This window comes from Priestia sp. D3YE.R1, assembly GCF_049199565.1.
Taxonomy (GTDB): Bacteria; Bacillota; Bacilli; order Bacillales; family Bacillaceae_H; genus Priestia; species Priestia aryabhattai.
On record NZ_JBLTHW010000001.1, the window covers coordinates 530,933 to 547,325 of the forward strand.

The following is a 16,393-nucleotide window of genomic DNA, read 5'->3' on the forward strand; positions in this document are numbered from 1 at the left end:
AAAAGGTGCGTTTACAACTGAAGGAGTGACAGGCATGAAGAAAGAAAAAGTAATTATTGTTGGCGGAGGACCATGCGGGCTTTCAGCAGCTATTGAGCTTCAACATACAGGTATTGATGCCCTTGTAATTGAAAAAGGGAATATTGTGAATGCAATTTATAACTATCCGACCCACCAAACGTTTTTTAGTTCAAGTGAAAAACTAGAAATTGGGGATGTCCCTTTTATTACCGAAAATCGCAAGCCTGTGCGCAACCAAGCTCTTGCTTACTACCGAGAAGTGGTGAAGCGCAAGCAAGTTCGAATTCAGCCGTTTGAACGTGTCTTGCAAGTAGACAAACAAGCGGAAAACCAAATTATTGTCACAACATCTAAAGAGACATATGAAGCGGAGAATGTCATTATAGCTACGGGCTATTACGATCATCCTAATTATATGAATGTTCCTGGTGAAGATTTATCAAAGGTATTTCATTATTTCAAAGAAGCGCATCCTTACTTTGATAAAGATGTAGTCGTTATAGGCGGAAAAAACTCTAGCGTCGATGCAGCTCTGGAATTGGTGAAGTGTGATGCAAGGGTGACGGTTATTTATCGTGGCTCAGATTACTCCCCGAGCGTAAAACCTTGGATATTGCCTGAATTCGAAGCGCTGGTTCGAAATGGAACGATTGGGATGCATTTTAATGCTCATGTAACAAAGATAACGGATGACACGGTAACATATGAGCAGGAAGGGAAAGAGTCTACAATTAGTAACGATTTCGTTTTTGCCATGACTGGCTATCACCCTGATCACTCGTTTTTAACAAAAATGGGTGTGGAATTAGATGATGAAACAGGCCGCCCTTCTTTTAACGAAGAGACGATGGAAACAAACGTGGAAGGAATTTATATCGCTGGTGTGATTGCTGCAGGAAATAATGCTAATGAGATTTTTATTGAAAATGGACGTTTTCATGGGAAATCAATCGCTTCTCATATTCTCAACAAAAACAACGCATAGGCTTCTATGCGTTGTTTTACTAATGATTAAACAGCTGCTGCAATTCATCGTGATTCTTTGTTACTTGGAGAGCAACTAACAGCTTAATGCGTGCTTTAGGACCATTTAAGCCATTTGAAAAAATAACGCCCATCTCTTTTAACTGCTTGCCACCGCCTTCATATCCATATACATCTTGAGCAATTCCATTAAAACAGCGAGAAACGAGCACGATGGGTATCTTTCGCTTCAAAAGCAACTGAATCCCCGGAAGTGTAAGGGGAGGTAGATTTCCTTGACCGAGAGCTTCAATTACAAGTCCATCAACATTCATTGAAGCCACTGCTTGAAATAAATGGTCATCCATTCCTGCATAAGCTTTTAATAAAGTGATTTGTTTATCTATCTGATTAACAGGATAAAATTCATGTTCTGTAGGCATGTGGTGAAAAGATACGCCGCGTTTTGTGATTAATCCTATTGGCCCGTACTGAGGGCTTTGAAATGTCGCCACGTTGCTTGTGTGGGTCTTGGTCACATTCTCAGCGGTATGAATTTCATCGTTCATCACAACTAAGACACCTTTTCCTTTTGCACCGTCACTAATAGCCACCCGAACCGCGGATATAAAATTATAAGGACCGTCTGAACCAATTTCATTGCTTGATCTCATGGCTCCAGTTAAGACAATTGGAATATCTGTATGCACTGTTAAATCTAAAAAATAAGCGGTTTCTTCCAGCGTGTCCGTGCCGTGGGTTAACACGACTGCATCAATTTTGCCTTCATCAATTTTATCGCGTATTTTTTTTGAAAGTATAAGCATTTCCTTAGGAGTAATGTGAGGAGAAGGCAGATGAAATGCTTCTTCTACGATTACATTGGCCATACCTGAAACAGATGATGTTGAGCGGTGAAGCGGGTTTTGAATATCTGGTGTTACCGATCCAGTTGCCATGTCTTCTTTCATAGAAATTGTGCCGCCGGTGTGAAGAATATAAACAGTTTTCATAGAGAGCTCCTTTCAATTTTTCATATAAGTATGATACATTTTTTGGTATACTTGTTTAAGGTCTTTGTTAGGCTTTGTAAATCGACAGCAAGTTATGTGAGCATTTACATATAAAGATAAGGACATTATAGACGGAGATTATCATCATAAAGATAACATGTTACTATTAAAAAAATAGAGGAGATGAGGCGCTATTTATGTTGGCGATTGTATCTGCAGGCATTGCGCCAGGATTGGCATTGTTAAGTTTTTTTTATTTGAAAGATGAATATGAAACTGAGCCTATTTCAATGGTATTAAAAACATTTATTTTTGGAGCAATGCTTGTTTTGCCAATTATGTTTATACAATATGTATTTGGTGAAGAGCACGTTTTTCAATCACCTTTTCTTGAAGCATTTTTCACGACAAGCTTTTTAGAAGAATTTTTCAAATGGTTCATTTTATATTTCACGATTTATCAGCACGTGGAATTTGATGAGCATTATGATGGAATTGTTTACGGGGCAGCTGTTTCATTAGGTTTTGCTACCGTTGAAAATATTTTATATTTATTTGCAAATGGTTTAGAATCAGCGTTAGGAAGAGCCTTTTTACCCGTATCTAGTCATGCTTTATTCGGTGTCATTATGGGATATTATTTAGGGAAAGCAAAGTTTTCTGAAGGAAAGGAAAAAACGAAGTGGACGCTGTACTCCGTATTTGTGCCGCTCATTTTACATGGAACGTATGATTATATTTTAAAAACAATGGATCATTGGGTATTTATTATTATTCCATTTATGATTTATTTATGGTGGCTGGCGTTAAGAAAAGTAAAAAAGGCCAAACAGCCATCGATTGTCTAGGCTCAGCTTGTAAATCTTTTTTGAGAGATTTACGAGCTGAGTTTTTTCATTTCGGTAAATTTTGCGCATCTTGTATAAAAAAACAACCTTTACAAAAAATACTCCTATCATCTTATCAGTTACATACGATGTAGGAGGTTTTGTCATGTTATCATTTCGATGTTTTAAAAAGTATGCATGTCTCATATGCATATGTTCATTTATTGCAGCGTCCGTTGTGAGCCCAAAGGCCGCTCACGCGTTTTCAAATCAAGTCATTCAACACGGAGCAGTTGGAGATGACGTTATTGAGCTGCAGTCGAGACTTCAGTATTTAGGTTATTATAACGGGAAAATTGACGGTGTATTTGGATGGAGCACATACTGGGCACTGCGCAATTTTCAATATGAATTTGGCATTAAAAAGATTGACGGTTTAGCAGGCTGGCAAACAAAGATTAAATTAGCCAACGCAACAAAATATCACGAAAGCTATGTGAAAAATCAAATTAGAAAAGGAAATAAGTTTACGCATTATGGCGGTAAGCCTCTTGATCAGCAGTCTAAAGGAAGCAGTAGCAGTGGAAAAAGCAGCGGGAACAATGGTCAGCAAAAAGCACAAAGCGGATCTTCTCAAGCAAAAAAACCTGCCAGTCAGCCGCAGCGTAATACGTCTAACGGAAGTTCTGAACAACAGAAAGAAAAAGCACAAAAGCCAACAGCGGTGAATGTACCGAGCGGGTTTTCACAAAATGATATTCAGCTCATGGCAAATGCCGTACATGGTGAAGCACGGGGTGAACCATATAATGGTCAAGTAGCCGTAGCAGCCGTTATTTTAAACCGAGTTAACAGTCCGGCATTTCCAAACACAGTTGCTGGAGTTATTTTTGAACCGCGTGCATTTACTGCCGTAGCAGATGGGCAAATTTGGCTTGAACCCAACCCAACATCTAAAAAAGCGGTTATGGATGCTATTAACGGATGGGATCCCACTGGGAATGCTATCTATTACTTTAATCCGGATACAGCAACAAGCGCGTGGATTTGGTCACGTCCTCAAATTAAGCAAATCGGGAAACACATTTTCTGTCGATAAAGAGAGGTGAAGGAAACATGATTCGAACAATTTTAATTGTATTATTAGCTATTGGTGTTGTAGGTGTAGGGTATTGGGGGTACAGCGAACATCAAGAAAAAGATGCTGTGCTGCTTCAAGCGGAGAATACGTATCAACGAGCATTTCATGATTTGTCATATCAGCTAGATTTATTAAATGATAAAATCGGTGGCACGCTCGCCATGAGTTCGAGAGATCAGCTTTCGCCCGCGCTTGCAGAAGTATGGCGTTTAACTTCTGAAGCTCATAACAATGTAGGGCAGCTGCCTTTATCGCTTTTGCCGTTCAATAAAACAGAAGAGTTTCTTTCAGATGTTGGGGACTTTACGTACAAAGTGGCGGTAAGGGATCTAAGCAAATCACCCTTAACAGATAAAGAGTATAAAACGTTAAATTCGCTTTATGATCAGTCAGGCGAAATTCAAAATGAAATGCGCCAAGTACAGCATCTAGTCATTGATAATAATTTACGCTGGATGGATGTTGAGCTAGCCCTAGCTACAAAAGAAAAACAAGGGGACAATACGATTATTGACGGATTAAAAACCGTTGAAAAAAGTATGGATTCTTTTGCCGAAACAGATTTGGGCGTTATGAATGCAACGAATGAACAGGAAAAAAATGCTTTTCATCAATTAAAAGGCAGAGAAGTTAGTGAAGATGTTGCAAAACAAGTGGCGCGTTCGTTTTTGAATTTAAAAGGAAATGAACAAATTCATATTGTAAAGAGCGGAAAAGATGCCGATTATGAGGTGTACAGCTTAACCATTACAGATCCAAAGACTAAACAAGAAACGTATATGGATATTACACAAAAAGGCGGATATCCGCTTTGGGTGCTCGAAGATCGAGATATTAAAAAACAAAATATTAGTCTAAACGATGCAATGAACAAAGCGAATAAGTTTTTAAAAGATCATCGTTTTGAAAGCCTAGTGATGGCTGAAAGCGCTCAATATGATAACATGGGAGTCTTTACATTCGTAGAGCAGACGGAAAGTGGAGTTCGGATTTATCCGGATTCAGTTAAAATGAAAATGTCTTTAGAAGATGGATCTGTGATTGGTTTCTCAGCTAAAGACTTCTTATTAAAACATCGTACAAGAGATATTCCACAACCTGAAATTTCGAAAGAACAGGCAAAAACCAAGCTGAACTCGAATGTAAAAGTGATGGAAGACCGCTTGGCAATTATTACGAATGATTTAAACGAAGAAGTGCTATGCTATGAGTTTTTAGGGACAATAAAAAATGATACGTATCGTATTTTTATCAATGCCGATACGGGATTTGAAGAAAAAGTCGAAAAACTGCAAAACTCAGAACCTTTATATAATGAACTATAAAGCTGAGAAACCGGTGTCTATAGACACCGGTTTTTTTTGTGTTTTATAAGATTTTTTGAGTCTAAATAACTAATTTTTATTTACAAAATAAATATATTTAACTATGTTTAAATAGAGGGAAAAAGTGTATATAGTGGAACTGAAGGGGAGAGAAGATGATAAGAGCGGGAATGAGGTTGACGTTAGAGAGCGGGCACAGAGAGCCTACATTGCAACAAACGTATCGATGTAAGGTAGTTGAGTTTACGGAAGACGTGATTTATATTAGCTATCCGCTAAATGAAGAAACGCAGCGAAGTGCTTTTTTACTAAAAGGTACAAAATTACTGGCTACGTTTATTGGATATGATCAAAATGTATACACCTTTCCAACTGAAGTAACAGGGCGTGAAATAAAAAGCATGCCTGTTGTGAAGCTCTTTTACCCGGGTGATAAAAAGTTAAAATCCATCCAAAGAAGAAATTTTTTCCGTGTGCCGCTTACAGTGAAGGCGGTGATAGAAAGTGAACAAGAACAGCAGGACGTAATGGAAATCATGACTAAAAACATTAGTGCAGGTGGAATAGCCGGCTCCTTCCATCACTCGCTGCTTTTTAATGAAAAAGATTCCGTTGTTGTACGATTAAGTCTTCCTAATCGTGAGGGAGCTTTGCAGCATCTTAAATTAAAAGGGGAAGTTGTACGAATTACCGCCCCGACTTCTTGTAAAGTAGGTCAGGTATCTATTAAATTTATGGATATGGAAAAACAAACGAAAGAAATGATGATTCGTTATACCTTAAAGCGTCAGCTCGACCTAAGGAGAAAAGGTCTTCTTTAACGTATAAAAAAAACTTCTCTTTCCTAAACTGTAAGCAAAGGTATTACTTCTTACAAAAGGAGAAAAAGATGAATCGAATAGAACGAATTTTAATTAAATTAGTGGTTATTCAATTTGTGTTTTTAATAATTGCCCAATGTATTTTACTATCTAGCAGTCACAGTACATATTTTTCAAAGGTTATTCAGTATGAGGGAGTTAGCAAAAATAATTTTAATAAAATTATTGAAACATTCGACCAGTAGTCGGACGTATGGTAAAATAACTAGGAAAGAAACATGCAGTGAACACCAGGCAGGAGAAGACCCCCTGCTCTTTTTTTCGTTTATAAACGTTTTATATAAAATGGCTCATTGTATAAAAGATGAAAGTGGTTTGTTCCTGTTTTGAAATTAAGGGAGGCACTTATGGAAAAACAAATTTCAATCGCGATTGACGGTCCTGCAGCTGCTGGGAAAAGTACAGTGGCAAAGATTATAGCAGAAACCTTATCATATATTTATGTTGATACAGGAGCGATGTATCGTGCTCTAACGTATCAAGCGCAGAAAAACCAGATAGATTTACAAAATGAAGAAGAGCTATTGCATTTGCTTAATGAAACAGTAATCGATTTAAAACCGTCTGAATCTGGACAGGTAGTCATCTTAAATGGACAGAATGTTACAAGTGAAATTCGTTCCGCAGAAGTAACTAACTCTGTATCCATCGTAGCGAAACATCGTGCAGTTCGTGAAGAGATGGTAACGAGACAGCAGGGTCTTGCTAAAGATGGAGGCGTTGTAATGGATGGACGTGATATCGGCACACACGTGCTTCCTCAGGCAGAAGTTAAAATCTTTTTATTAGCGTCTGTGGATGAAAGAGCACAGCGACGCCATGACGAAAACATAAAAAAAGGTTTTGAATCAAATTTAGAGCGTTTAAAAGAAGAAATTGCCCGCAGAGACAAGCTGGATTCTGAGCGTGAAGTAGCACCTCTTAAAAAAGCTGAAGATGCAATTGAAATCGATACAACTTCCTTATCGATTGAAGGAGTTGTAGAAAAAATACTTTCTATTACAAAAGAAAGGATTGGATGATTTTGAGCTTTTATATGTTTGCACGTGGCATTGTAAAAGGTATTTTAACACCAGTTTATCGTTATGAAGTAATCGGTGCAGAAAATATCCCTTCAGATGGCGGAGTTTTGCTTTGTTCAAATCATATTGACAACTTAGATCCGCCTACTGTAGGTGTGACATGTCCAAGGCCTATTTCGTTTATGGCAAAAGCAGAGCTGTTTAAAGCACCTTTTCTGAAGACGGTTCTGCCAAAGTTAGAAACATTCCCTGTAAAGCGGGGGATGGCAGATCGTGAAGCTTTGCGCCAAGGGTTAAAGATTTTAAAAGAAGGAAAAGTGCTTGGATTATTTCCAGAAGGCACAAGAAGCAAAGATGGGAAATTAGGAAAAGGGATGGCTGGAGTAGGCTTTTTTGCCTTGCGTTCAAAAGCAGCTGTTGTTCCTTGTGCTGTTATTGGTCCATATAAGCGTTTTGCAAGGTTAAAAGTAGTGTACGGACCCCAAATTCAGATGGATGAACTTCGTGAACGAAAGGCATCAGCCGAAGAAGTAACCGAAGTTATTATGAAAAGCATTGGTGAATTAATTGAAAAATATCAATAGTTTGTAACCTTATGACTTGACAAAAGATTCTATTTATTAGAAGTTAGTAACAAAGAGAGTTTTTTCTATACAGAGCTATATACAATAATGATGAGCTAAAAGAGTGAAGAACTCTTACAAGGGAATACATATTGTAGATGGATATTGGAGGAGGAAAAGACGATGACAGAAGATATGAATCAAGTAGAGGTAACGTCATTAGAAGTAGGAGAAACAGTAAAAGGTACTATTACAAAAGTAGAAGAAAAGCAAGTGTATGTAGATGTACCTAACAGCAAACTAGACGGTATTATTCCAATTAGTGAATTAGCGAGCTTACATATTGAAAAAGCAGGCGATGTAATCCAAGAAGGTGCCGAAGTCGAAGCGAAAGTAATTAAAGTGGAAGACGATTTGCTTGTGTTATCTAAACGGGCTGTAGATGCTGAAAAAGCATGGGACGGTTTAGAAGCAAAACTTTCTTCAGGTGAAGTGTTTGAAGCGGTAGTCAAAGAAATTGTCAAAGGCGGATTAGTAGTAGATATTGGTGTAAGAGGGTTCATTCCAGCTTCTCTTGTTGAAACTCATTTCGTGGATGATTTTGCAGAATATCAAGATCAAACTCTTACAGTCAAAGTAGTGGAATTAGATAAAGAAAAAAATCGCGTGATCCTTTCGCATCGTGCAGTTGTAGAAGAAGAGCTTGTACAACAAAAAGAAAATGTTCTTGAGTCATTAAAAGAAGGTCAGGTTTTAGAAGGAACCGTTCAGCGCTTAACAGACTTTGGTGCGTTTGTAGATGTAGGCGGAGTAGATGGGTTAGTGCATATTTCTCAGCTTTCACATACGCGTGTAGAAAAACCTTCAGACGTAGTAGCTGAGGGAGATACTGTGAAAGTCAAAGTATTATCTGTTGACAAATCAACGGGGCGTGTTTCATTATCTATTAAAGATACGTTAGAAGGTCCATGGTCCAACATTTCTACGAAGCTTCGCCAAGGTGATGTAGTAGATGGAACTGTTAAAAGACTTGTATCTTTTGGAGCTTTTGTGGAAGTTCTACCTGGAGTAGAAGGACTTGTACACATTTCTCAAATTTCACATAAGCATATCGGGACACCGCATGAAGTGCTTTCTGAAGGCGAAAAAGTGACGGTAAAAGTACTTGATGTGAATGAACAAGAACGACGCGTTTCGTTAAGCATTCGTGACCTTGAGGAAGAAGAGCAAGAGGATTACGGTGACTATGAATTACAAGAAGAGTCAAAAGGCTTCCAATTAGGTGATATGATTGGAGATCAATTAAAAAAATTAAGATAAGTAATGGTGATGATTTGTGAGCAGAGCAAAACGTAAAATTGATCACATTCATCATGCGATTCAAACGGGACAGCATCGGCTGCACGGGCTAGATGATATTCGCTTCGTTCATAATAGCTTACCAAATACAGGCGTGCACGATGTTCATATTGATACAAAAATTGGCGAACTTTTGTTAAGTTCGCCAATTTTTATAAATGCTATGACGGGCGGAGGCGGACAAGAAACGGAACGGATTAACCGTTCGTTTGCTCAAATTGCTCATCATGGTCAATTAGCAATGGCCGTTGGATCGCAGATGGCTGCGATTAAAGATGAAAAGGAAGAACAATCATACAGAGTAGTGCGTCAAGAAAACCCTAACGGAATTATTTTTGCCAACCTAGGCAGTGAAGCGACAGTTGAACAAGCTAAAAAAGCGGTTGATATGCTTGAAGCAAATGGACTTCAAATTCATTTAAATGTTATACAAGAACTGGTCATGCCAGAGGGAGATCGTGATTTTACCGATGCATTACGTCGTATTGAACGAATTGTCCGAGAAGTAACCGTTCCTGTAATTGTCAAAGAAGTAGGTTTTGGGATGAGCGCTCAAGCAGTGCAAAAACTTAAAGATGTTGGTGTTAAAATCGTTGATATTGGTGGATACGGTGGTACCAATTTTTCGAAAATCGAAAATGAAAGACGAGCAAAACATTTTCACTTCTTTAATGACTGGGGAATTTCAACAGCAGCTTCTTTAGCAGAAGTATCTCAGCACGTAGAAGGTATATCCATTATTGGTTCAGGAGGTATTCAAACCTCTATGGATGTTGCTAAGTCTATTGCGTTAGGAGCTTCTGCAACGGGAATGGCAGGATATTTTTTATCCATTTTAATGAAGTCTGGTTTAGAAGCAGTTATAGAAGAGATAGCCGAGCTGCATGAGGAGTTAACGTTCATCATGGCTGCGTTAGGAGCAACTTCTATTGCTAAGCTTCAGCAAATGCCTCTAGTTATTACAGGGGATACCCATAGCTGGCTGACTCAGCGAAATGTATCTATAGAAACATTTAATAACAGATCATAAAAAAGCATGCAGCTGACTGCGTGCTTTTTTATTTTTTTTAGAAAATAAATGATCGCGTTTTCATTTAAAAAATCAAAAAATGTTGGCAGAAGACATGACAAAAAGCATGAAATCCCAAACGTTGGCCCCTTATAATGAGTTAAATAGACAGAAAAACCAGAAAAAAGAGGTGGCGTAATGAAAAAGGGGCATCCTATATTTACAATTTTTCTTTTCTTTTTAGGCTGGGTTTTTATGTATGCAGATCGTAATATCTTATCTCCGATTATGGGAGATATCGGTGCGCAGTGGGATCTTAATAAAGCGGAACTTGGGCTAATGTCTACCGTGTTTTTTGCAGCGTATGCAGCTATGCAGATTCCAACGGGTTTTTTGGCAGACCGATTTGGTCGCGTTAAGATTTTAGTAGCTGGATACATCTTGTTTGGAGTTGCCACATTCTTTACAGGACTTACAACTACTTTCGGTATGTTCTTGCTCATGCGGGCGCTGACAGGACTTGGAGAAGGAACGTATTATGGTTCACAATACGGAATTTCTTCAAGCATCACGTCCGAACGATACCGAGGTCTAGTATCTGCGCTCATCAATAGTGGAATGGCGTTTGGTATATCACTTGGTTTTATCGGTTCTACATACATTACATATACGTTAGAAAAAGACTGGCAGTTTACTTTTTACTTATTTGCTATTCCGACGATAGTAATAGCTATTTTAATAGCTTTCTTTGTAAAAGATAAGCAAAGGGATCAAGAAAGAAATTCGCCAAGTAAAGAAATAAAGCAGTCGCTAAAAGTATTATTTACAAGAAATCATATTTTCGTATACATTTTAATCTTCTGCTCTCTTTACGGATTTTTTGGGATGCTGACGTGGCTTCCTTATTATTTGCAGCACTCGCGAGGCTTAGAAGGGTCTCAAACAGGCATTATAGCATCTTTAGTACCTTGGGCGTCTATACCAGGAGCAATCTTCTTTGGTTATATATCGGATCGAATTGCAAATAAAAAAGCATTAATTGTCAGTTTGTCAGTAGCGGGCGCTTTATGTCAATTTTTTATTCCCTATACACAGAGTTATTCTTGGCTATTAATCGGCTTAATTGTGTACGGTCTGATAGGGAAATTAGCATTAGATCCTATTTTGATTTCGTATATGGCGGATATTACTCCATCGTCCATGTACTCTAAAGTGTACGGTTTTTTCAACTTCAGCGGCATGCTGTCATCGATCTTTGCACCTTACATTACCGGATATTTTGCAGATAAACTTGGAAGTATGGAATTTGGATTTTATTTGTCAGGAGCACTATTGTTAGTGGGAGGACTTCTCTTTTTGTTTACAGGACAGAAAGAACGTTCTTATCCTGTTTCACATCCAGTTTTAAAATGAAAAATGCGCTGACTTAGTCAGCGCATTTTTTTATTTATGTTCATTTAACTCGCGCGCTTCTTCAGGACTTTGCAAGCTAGTTGCTCCCGGATAGTGAAGTCCTTGATCACGGTCAGATTCAACTCGTTTTGATTCCTTTAATTTTTTCTCTTGACGATCTTTTCCCATTTTAGATTCCCTCCTTTTTTCTGATAGGTTGTCCAAAATAACCGGTTCTATTCTAAAACTCCGATTAAGTTTTCCAAAATTGATACATACTGATGACAGATAGGGGAGGTGCCATATTCAGTGGACGGAATTTTCTTTTATTGGCTTTCGTGGATGGGATGGATTGTTGCGACTTTTCTTATGCCTAAAACAGCTAGGCGTTGGAAGGTAGCAGCCATTATATTAATCAGTATACTCCTAAGCGGAATGAACATGCATATGATTCAGTTTTCATGTAGCTACACCGCTTTGTTTTTAGTGGGAGTAGCGTGTGTTTATGCTTCAGGCTACAGCAGATTTCAGCAGTTATATTATGTTATTGTATGCGGCATTATAATAATTGCCTATGCTAGTTTTTGTTTACTTGAGCTCTATGATCCTGTCTGGATTTTTATTGATCGTAAGTGGATTTTGACTGGACTTATCTTATATATTTGCTTTATGGTGATTAAAGATGCCGAAAAAAGGTTCGCAGCGATCATTTTAGGTGTAGTTGGAGGAGATTTTTTATACGCAGTTGTCATTCGGGATATCGCATCTTATGAAGTAGGGTCTCTTCGTACACTCGACGTTTTAGCAACAGCAGTAGGAGCGATGTTTATCTGGGAGATGCTGGTTTATTTCTCTGCTTATTTAGATTTGTACGTGCTGAAGTCTCACAGGCAAAAGCAAAGTACTTACAAATAGAAGAAGAGATTTCGTAAAATTATATTGTTGTTACCGGTGATTTTTGATAAAATTGTTTGATTGAAAGAGTAATGCTTATTCAGCGGGTAGGCAGTTAATCAGTTCAGTGTAAGAAAGAGCTGATAAAAATCCTGCTTTATCGCTTATGATCGATTAGTAGAGGTCATGCCACGCTGCATGGCCTCGATTTTTGAAAAAAGAATGATCTTATTTATTTGTACATGTAGATAAATACCTTTAGTCGATTAAAGACTGGTTGCCGATACATAAAAAAGATCAAGGAAAGGGAAGAATCGTATGCCAAAACCAATTATTGCGATTGTTGGTCGTCCCAACGTAGGAAAATCAACAATTTTCAACCGAATTGTAGGAGAGCGAGTATCTATTGTAGAAGATATTCCGGGTGTAACTCGTGATCGTATCTATAGTTCAGGTGAGTGGCTAAATATGGACTTTAACATTATTGATACTGGTGGTATTGATATTGGAGATGAGCCATTTTTAGAACAGATCAAACAGCAGGCAGAAATTGCAATTGATGAAGCGGACGTAATCATTTTTCTAGTGAATGGACGCGATGGAATTACTGCAGCTGATGAAGAAGTGGCGAAAATTTTATACAAATCCAAAAAGCCCGTCGTCCTAGCCGTTAATAAAGTAGATAATCCTGACATGAGAGAATTAATCTATGATTTTTACGCACTAGGATATGGAGAACCGTTCCCAATCTCAGGAACGCATGGTTTAGGTTTAGGTGACCTGCTAGACGAGGCAGCTAAGCACTTTCCAAAAGAAAAAGACGAAGATTACGGAGAAGACGTCATTAAATTTTCATTGATTGGTCGTCCTAACGTAGGGAAATCTTCATTAGTTAATGCTCTTCTAGGTGAAGACCGTGTTATTGTCAGTGATCTCGCCGGTACGACACGCGATGCTATTGATACGAAGTTTACAAAAGAAGATCAAGAATATGTTGTTATTGACACAGCTGGAATGAGAAAGCGTGGAAAAGTGTACGAGAGTACTGAAAAATACAGCGTACTTCGCGCATTAAAGGCAATTGAACGCTCAGACGTTGTCTTAATTGTATTAAATGCTGAAGAGGGTATTATTGAACAAGATAAGAAGATTGCTGGCTATGCACAAGAAGCTGGAAAAGCTGTTGTAATCGTTGTGAACAAATGGGATACAGTAGAAAAAGATGAAAAAACAATGAAAAAATTTGAAGAAAATATACGCGAGCATTTTCAGTTCTTAACATATGCTCCAATTGTATTCCTTTCAGCTAAAACGAAAAAACGTACGCATACGCTATTGCCAATGATTGATCTTGCAAGCGAAAGCCATGCGGTACGTGTAGAAACAAGCATCTTAAATGATGTAATTATGGATGCAGTAGCAATGAACCCTACGCCTACTCACAACGGCAACCGCTTAAAAATCTATTACACAACTCAAGTAGCAATCAAGCCGCCAACTTTTGTTGTGTTTGTAAATGATCCTGAGCTAATGCATTTTTCATATAAACGTTTCTTAGAAAATAAGCTTCGTGAAGCTTTTGGATTCGAAGGAACTCCAATTAAAATTATTGCAAGACCAAGAAAATAACAGAGGATGTGATCGGCGTGGAAAGAATAGCTGTACTAGGAGCAGGGAGTTGGGGAACTGCATTAGCTTTCGTATTGGCAGAAAATGGACACGATGTTCGCATTTGGGGACATAGACAACAAGTCATTGATCAAATCAACGAGACGCATCAGAATGAAAAATATCTGCCTGGTGTAGAGCTTCCTTCTCAGATTAAAGGTTTTACGTCATTAGAAAAGGCAATAGAGGGTGTTGAAACCCTCATTTTAGCTGTTCCAACGAAGGCCATTCGTGAAGTGTTGCAACAGCTAAAATCCCTTACCGATGAACTGTTTACAATTGTTCACGTAAGTAAAGGAATTGAACCGGATTCTCTTTTACGTATATCTCAAATGATTCAACAAGAAATTGATACAAAAGACATCGTTGTCTTATCAGGTCCGAGTCATGCTGAAGAAGTAAGCAGAAGGCAGCCGACAACCGTGACCTCAGCTTCAACAAATATACAAGCAGCAGAAAAAGTGCAGGATTTATTTAATAATCAACAGTACTTCCGTGTTTACACAAATCCTGATGTGATTGGTGTGGAAATTGGTGGAGCGTTAAAAAATATTATTGCTCTTGCTGCTGGTATCACGGATGGACTTGGATATGGTGACAATGCGAAGGCCGCTCTTATGACTCGTGGCTTAGCTGAAATCGCTCGTTTAGGTACGGTGCTTGGCGCCAATCCTCTGACATTCTCAGGTTTAACCGGGATTGGAGACTTGATTGTAACGTGTACAAGCGTTCATTCTCGAAATTGGCGCGCTGGTAATCTTCTTGGAAAAGGCAAAAATTTAGACGAAGTATTAGAAAATATGGGAATGGTTGTAGAAGGTGTACGCACGACGAAAGCAGCTTACCAGCTATCTCAAAAATACGACGTGAAAATGCCGATTGCTGATGCTTTATATAATGTACTGTTTAATGATGTGAAGGCAAAAGATGCAGTAGACGCGCTTATGTCTCGTACTAAAACACATGAAATGGAAGATTTAGCGAATGTTTTAGGAGAAAAATTAAATTAAGTGCAAAGAAATATGAAAAAATAGGCAATTGGTGATACCCAAAATCATTTACTTGCATAAAATAACGTGTAAATAAAGATGAGTAGAACTGTTAGTATGGGAATATTTAGTTATGGTCGAAGCGAAGAGCCCCCTTCGCTTCGATTTTTTTTATGTGAAAAAGCAGGAATTTGTCAATTTAATAGGAAAGTAATTACTATAGAGCGTAAATCAATGGAAGATAAATAAATAGTGAATTTAGAATGTTCTATTAATATCCGTCTTAATTATAAGTCCTTATGTTATAATAACGGTGAAAAAAGGAGTGGATGCAATTTGTCGCCAGGTTTGTTAAAGATGTGGATTTCATTGGGTTCCATTGTATTTATGTTTATTGCGGTATTTTCTATTTACTTTAGTCGTTATAAAATCACGAACCGCGTTGGTAAAATTGTACTCGCTTTCATTGCCTATTCGCTCATGATTGTAGCAGGTCTTATTATGGTAATTGTTGTATTCAGCGGTCCGACAGATGCTTAATGTACATATGGTAGGGTGAGAAAAATGAAAAAATTCATGCTAACGTCTATTGTTGGGTTAACCATTTTTGTATTATCCGGTTGTTTGTACCCGACGGAAAGAATGTCTCAAAATCAAGTTCCTTATAAAGATCAAGTTGCTTCCGTGCAAACGGCCGTTGATCAATTTAAACAAGAAAGCGGAGGCTTATTGCCGATAAAAACGAAAGATATGGACACGCCGATTTATCAAAAATATCCGATTGACTTTACGAAAATTGTTCCTAGATACATGCAAGACGCACCTGGGAATTCGTATGAAAGCGGAGGGATATTTGCGTACGTGCTTGTGGATGCAGAAACAAAGCCTACGGTTAAATTATTAGACTTACGGATGGCGGATACGATTCAAGATGTTAATGTACATTTGAATATATACCGCCAAAACCATAAAGGGTACGTACCGTTTAAAGACGTCATCGCTCCCGGCGTATTCTCTATTAACTATAAGAAATTGAATATGAAAGAACCTCCTGTCGTTACTAGCCCGTATACAGGTAATAGTCTTTCGTTAATTGTTAATGGGCAGGGAGATGTATTTGTAGATTATCGTCCTGATTTGTATGATGCCATTCAAAAGCATAAAAGCTCCTACAAACCGGGTGAAGATATCCGAAAGCTCCTTGTGGAAAACAGTGATTTTGTACCTGCTTACTCTCTTCCTTATACAGTCAACAATAAGAATGAACCAATATTTTTAAAAAAATAAGTCATGAACCCCTTCTCCTTGAATAATATTCAGAGAGAA

18 protein-coding genes are annotated in these 16,393 nt (G+C 38.1%); 16 read left to right on the forward strand and 2 right to left on the reverse strand.

Features of this window, described 5'->3' with window-relative positions; genetic code table 11:
• Positions 1-34 precede the first annotated feature (34 nt).
• Complete coding sequence (locus ACOZIR_RS02775; protein WP_034649048.1) at positions 35-1,006, forward strand: YpdA family putative bacillithiol disulfide reductase; 972 nt, start codon at positions 35-37, stop codon at positions 1,004-1,006.
• Between the two features lie 19 nt (positions 1,007-1,025).
• On the opposite strand, the gene ACOZIR_RS02780 is transcribed toward ACOZIR_RS02775, so the two are convergent.
• Complete coding sequence (locus tag ACOZIR_RS02780; RefSeq protein ID WP_045292922.1) at positions 1,026-1,997, reverse strand: asparaginase; 972 nt, start codon at positions 1,995-1,997, stop codon at positions 1,026-1,028.
• Positions 1,998-2,194: 197 nt separating this feature from the next.
• On the opposite strand from ACOZIR_RS02780, the gene prsW reads away from it, so the two are divergent.
• From prsW to ACOZIR_RS02830, 10 genes are all read left to right on the forward strand, one after another.
• Positions 2,195-2,845 (forward strand): glutamic-type intramembrane protease PrsW, encoded by a 651-nt coding sequence (gene prsW / locus ACOZIR_RS02785; protein ID WP_034649053.1) that lies wholly within the window; start codon positions 2,195-2,197, stop codon positions 2,843-2,845.
• Positions 2,846-2,990: 145 nt separating this feature from the next.
• Entirely contained in the window at positions 2,991-3,923 is a 933-nt protein-coding gene (gene sleB / locus ACOZIR_RS02790; RefSeq protein ID WP_045292918.1) for a spore cortex-lytic enzyme, read from the forward strand.
• Between the two features lie 17 nt (positions 3,924-3,940).
• Positions 3,941-5,290: a germination protein YpeB gene (gene ypeB, locus ACOZIR_RS02795; protein ID WP_045292916.1), complete on the forward strand. Its 1,350-nt coding sequence runs from the start codon at positions 3,941-3,943 to the stop codon at positions 5,288-5,290.
• Between the two features lie 155 nt (positions 5,291-5,445).
• Positions 5,446-6,111, forward strand: a complete 666-nt coding sequence (locus ACOZIR_RS02800) for a flagellar brake protein (protein WP_045292915.1) — start codon at positions 5,446-5,448, stop codon at positions 6,109-6,111.
• A gap of 68 nt (positions 6,112-6,179) precedes the next feature.
• Positions 6,180-6,356, forward strand: coding sequence for a YpfB family protein (locus ACOZIR_RS02805; RefSeq protein ID WP_013059030.1), 177 nt, complete (start codon positions 6,180-6,182; stop codon positions 6,354-6,356).
• 162 nt (positions 6,357-6,518) lie between these two features.
• A complete protein-coding gene (cmk, locus tag ACOZIR_RS02810; RefSeq protein ID WP_045292914.1) occupies positions 6,519-7,193 on the forward strand; it encodes a (d)CMP kinase in 675 nt (224 codons plus the stop codon).
• Complete coding sequence (locus tag ACOZIR_RS02815) at positions 7,190-7,777, forward strand: lysophospholipid acyltransferase family protein (protein WP_045292912.1); 588 nt, start codon at positions 7,190-7,192, stop codon at positions 7,775-7,777. Before cmk ends, ACOZIR_RS02815 begins: the two co-directional genes overlap by 4 nt.
• 162 nt (positions 7,778-7,939) lie before the next feature.
• Positions 7,940-9,076: a 30S ribosomal protein S1 gene (gene rpsA / locus ACOZIR_RS02820; protein ID WP_029714590.1), complete on the forward strand. Its 1,137-nt coding sequence runs from the start codon at positions 7,940-7,942 to the stop codon at positions 9,074-9,076.
• Between the two features lie 16 nt (positions 9,077-9,092).
• Positions 9,093-10,145, forward strand: a complete 1,053-nt coding sequence (fni, locus tag ACOZIR_RS02825; protein ID WP_045292910.1) for a type 2 isopentenyl-diphosphate Delta-isomerase — start codon at positions 9,093-9,095, stop codon at positions 10,143-10,145.
• Between the two features lie 177 nt (positions 10,146-10,322).
• Positions 10,323-11,537, forward strand: a complete 1,215-nt coding sequence (locus tag ACOZIR_RS02830; RefSeq protein ID WP_045292909.1) for an MFS transporter — start codon at positions 10,323-10,325, stop codon at positions 11,535-11,537.
• A 30-nt stretch (positions 11,538-11,567) separates the two neighbouring features.
• Here ACOZIR_RS02830 and ACOZIR_RS02835 read toward each other — a convergent pair whose 3' ends face one another.
• Positions 11,568-11,705: a YpzI family protein gene (locus tag ACOZIR_RS02835; protein WP_013059024.1), complete on the reverse strand. Its 138-nt coding sequence runs from the start codon at positions 11,703-11,705 to the stop codon at positions 11,568-11,570.
• Positions 11,706-11,825: 120 nt separating this feature from the next.
• Here ACOZIR_RS02835 and ACOZIR_RS02840 point away from each other — a divergent pair, with 120 nt between their 5' ends.
• From ACOZIR_RS02840 to ACOZIR_RS02860, 5 genes are all read left to right on the forward strand, one after another.
• Complete coding sequence (locus ACOZIR_RS02840) at positions 11,826-12,431, forward strand: YphA family membrane protein (protein WP_045292907.1); 606 nt, start codon at positions 11,826-11,828, stop codon at positions 12,429-12,431.
• A 297-nt stretch (positions 12,432-12,728) separates the two neighbouring features.
• Positions 12,729-14,039, forward strand: coding sequence for a ribosome biogenesis GTPase Der (gene der / locus ACOZIR_RS02845; RefSeq protein WP_045292905.1), 1,311 nt, complete (start codon positions 12,729-12,731; stop codon positions 14,037-14,039).
• A gap of 17 nt (positions 14,040-14,056) precedes the next feature.
• Entirely contained in the window at positions 14,057-15,088 is a 1,032-nt protein-coding gene (locus tag ACOZIR_RS02850; RefSeq protein WP_045292903.1) for an NAD(P)H-dependent glycerol-3-phosphate dehydrogenase, read from the forward strand.
• Positions 15,089-15,403: 315 nt separating this feature from the next.
• The gene (locus ACOZIR_RS02855; RefSeq protein WP_028411511.1) at positions 15,404-15,607 is read left to right on the forward strand and encodes a DUF2768 domain-containing protein; all 204 of its coding nucleotides are present in this window, start codon (positions 15,404-15,406) and stop codon (positions 15,605-15,607) included.
• Between the two features lie 24 nt (positions 15,608-15,631).
• A complete protein-coding gene (locus tag ACOZIR_RS02860) occupies positions 15,632-16,354 on the forward strand; it encodes a hypothetical protein (RefSeq protein WP_045292901.1) in 723 nt (240 codons plus the stop codon).
• Positions 16,355-16,393 lie beyond the last annotated feature (39 nt).

Excerpts from the sequence above, each read along its gene's own strand:
- ACOZIR_RS02775 (WP_034649048.1), top strand. The coding sequence starts at position 35 with ATGAAGAAAGAAAAAGTAATTATTGTTGGCGGAGGACCATGCGGGCTT.
- ACOZIR_RS02780 (WP_045292922.1), bottom strand. The coding sequence starts at position 1,997 with ATGAAAACTGTTTATATTCTTCACACCGGCGGCACAATTTCTATGAAA.
- prsW (WP_034649053.1), top strand. The coding sequence starts at position 2,195 with ATGTTGGCGATTGTATCTGCAGGCATTGCGCCAGGATTGGCATTGTTA.
- sleB (WP_045292918.1), top strand. The coding sequence starts at position 2,991 with ATGTTATCATTTCGATGTTTTAAAAAGTATGCATGTCTCATATGCATA.
- ypeB (WP_045292916.1), top strand. The coding sequence starts at position 3,941 with ATGATTCGAACAATTTTAATTGTATTATTAGCTATTGGTGTTGTAGGT.
- ACOZIR_RS02800 (WP_045292915.1), top strand. The coding sequence starts at position 5,446 with ATGATAAGAGCGGGAATGAGGTTGACGTTAGAGAGCGGGCACAGAGAG.
- ACOZIR_RS02805 (WP_013059030.1), top strand. The coding sequence starts at position 6,180 with ATGAATCGAATAGAACGAATTTTAATTAAATTAGTGGTTATTCAATTT.
- cmk (WP_045292914.1), top strand. The coding sequence starts at position 6,519 with ATGGAAAAACAAATTTCAATCGCGATTGACGGTCCTGCAGCTGCTGGG.
- ACOZIR_RS02815 (WP_045292912.1), top strand. The coding sequence starts at position 7,190 with ATGATTTTGAGCTTTTATATGTTTGCACGTGGCATTGTAAAAGGTATT.
- rpsA (WP_029714590.1), top strand. The coding sequence starts at position 7,940 with ATGACAGAAGATATGAATCAAGTAGAGGTAACGTCATTAGAAGTAGGA.
- ACOZIR_RS02830 (WP_045292909.1), top strand. The coding sequence starts at position 10,323 with ATGAAAAAGGGGCATCCTATATTTACAATTTTTCTTTTCTTTTTAGGC.
- ACOZIR_RS02835 (WP_013059024.1), bottom strand. The coding sequence starts at position 11,705 with ATGGGAAAAGATCGTCAAGAGAAAAAATTAAAGGAATCAAAACGAGTT.
- der (WP_045292905.1), top strand. The coding sequence starts at position 12,729 with ATGCCAAAACCAATTATTGCGATTGTTGGTCGTCCCAACGTAGGAAAA.
- ACOZIR_RS02860 (WP_045292901.1), top strand. The coding sequence starts at position 15,632 with ATGAAAAAATTCATGCTAACGTCTATTGTTGGGTTAACCATTTTTGTA.